1 protein-coding gene is annotated in these 1,015 nt (G+C 70.7%); it reads right to left on the bottom strand.

What is annotated here, in order from left to right; all coding sequences use genetic code 11:
• A partial coding sequence (locus BZY54_RS48405; RefSeq protein ID WP_086731578.1) for a lysine N(6)-hydroxylase/L-ornithine N(5)-oxygenase family protein occupies positions 1-1,015 on the bottom strand: 1,015 nt, incomplete at both ends.

The raw sequence follows: 1,015 nt of genomic DNA, 5'->3' as shown, positions 1-1,015 counted from the left end.
GGGGGCGGGGGCGGTAGCCGGTGGCGAGGACGACGGCGTCGGTGGTGAGGCTGGTGCGGGTGGCCTGCTGGGTGTGTTCGAGGTGGAGTTCGATCTTGCTGCCGGCGACGCGGCCGGCGGTGCGGACGCGGACCGCGGGGGTGAGGACGGTGTCGGGCCAGGCGCCGTCGAGGGTGCGGCGGTAGAGCTCGTCGTGGATGGCGGCGAGGGTGTCGGCGTCGACGGCTTTGTGGAGCTGCCACTGGTCGGGCAGGAGCCGGTCGCGGACGGGTTCGGGCAGGGCGTGGAAGTAGCGGGTGTAGTCGGGGGTGAAGTGTTCGAGGCCGAGCTTGGAGTACTCCATGGGGGCGAAGGCCTCGGTGCGGCCGATCCAGTGCAGTCCTTCGCGGCCGGTGGGGCGGTGGCGGAGCAGGTCGAGGAAGATCTCGGCGCCTGACTGTCCGGTGCCGACGACGGTGATGTGGGCGGCGGTGAGCAGGTGGTCGCGGTGGTCGAGGTAGTCGGCGGCGTGGACGACGGGGGTGCCGGGTGCGTCGACGAGGGGCCTGAGGGACTCGGGGACGTGGGGTCGGGTGCCGATGCCGAGGACGATGTTCCTGCTGTAGGTGCGGCCGAGGGCTTCGGCTTCGCCGTCGGTGTCGAGCTGGGCGAAGTCGATTTCGAACAGGCGGTGTTCGGGGTTCCAGCGGACGGCGTCGACCTGGTGGCCGAAGTGGAGTGCGGGGAGGTTGTCGCTGACCCAGCGGCAGTAGGCGTCGTACTCGGCGCGCCGGATGTGGAGGTGCTCGGCGAAGTAGAAGGGGAAGAGCCGTTCGCGGGTCTTGAGGTAGTTGAGGAAGGTCCACTGGCTGGTGGGGTCGACGAGGGTGGTGAGGTCGGCGAGGAAGGGGACCTGGATGCGGGCGCCGTCGATGAGCTGGCCGGGGTGCCAGTGGAAGCGGGGGCGCTGTTCGTAGAAGGCGGTGTGGAGGCCGGGGAGGGGCTGGGCGAGGGCGGCGAGGGAGAGGTTGAAGGG

This window comes from Streptomyces carpinensis, assembly GCF_002154505.1.
Classification (GTDB): Bacteria; Actinomycetota; Actinomycetes; order Streptomycetales; family Streptomycetaceae; genus Streptomyces; species Streptomyces carpinensis.
Note: the sequence above shows the minus strand (reverse complement) of the source record. Positions and strands in the feature narration are given on the sequence as shown.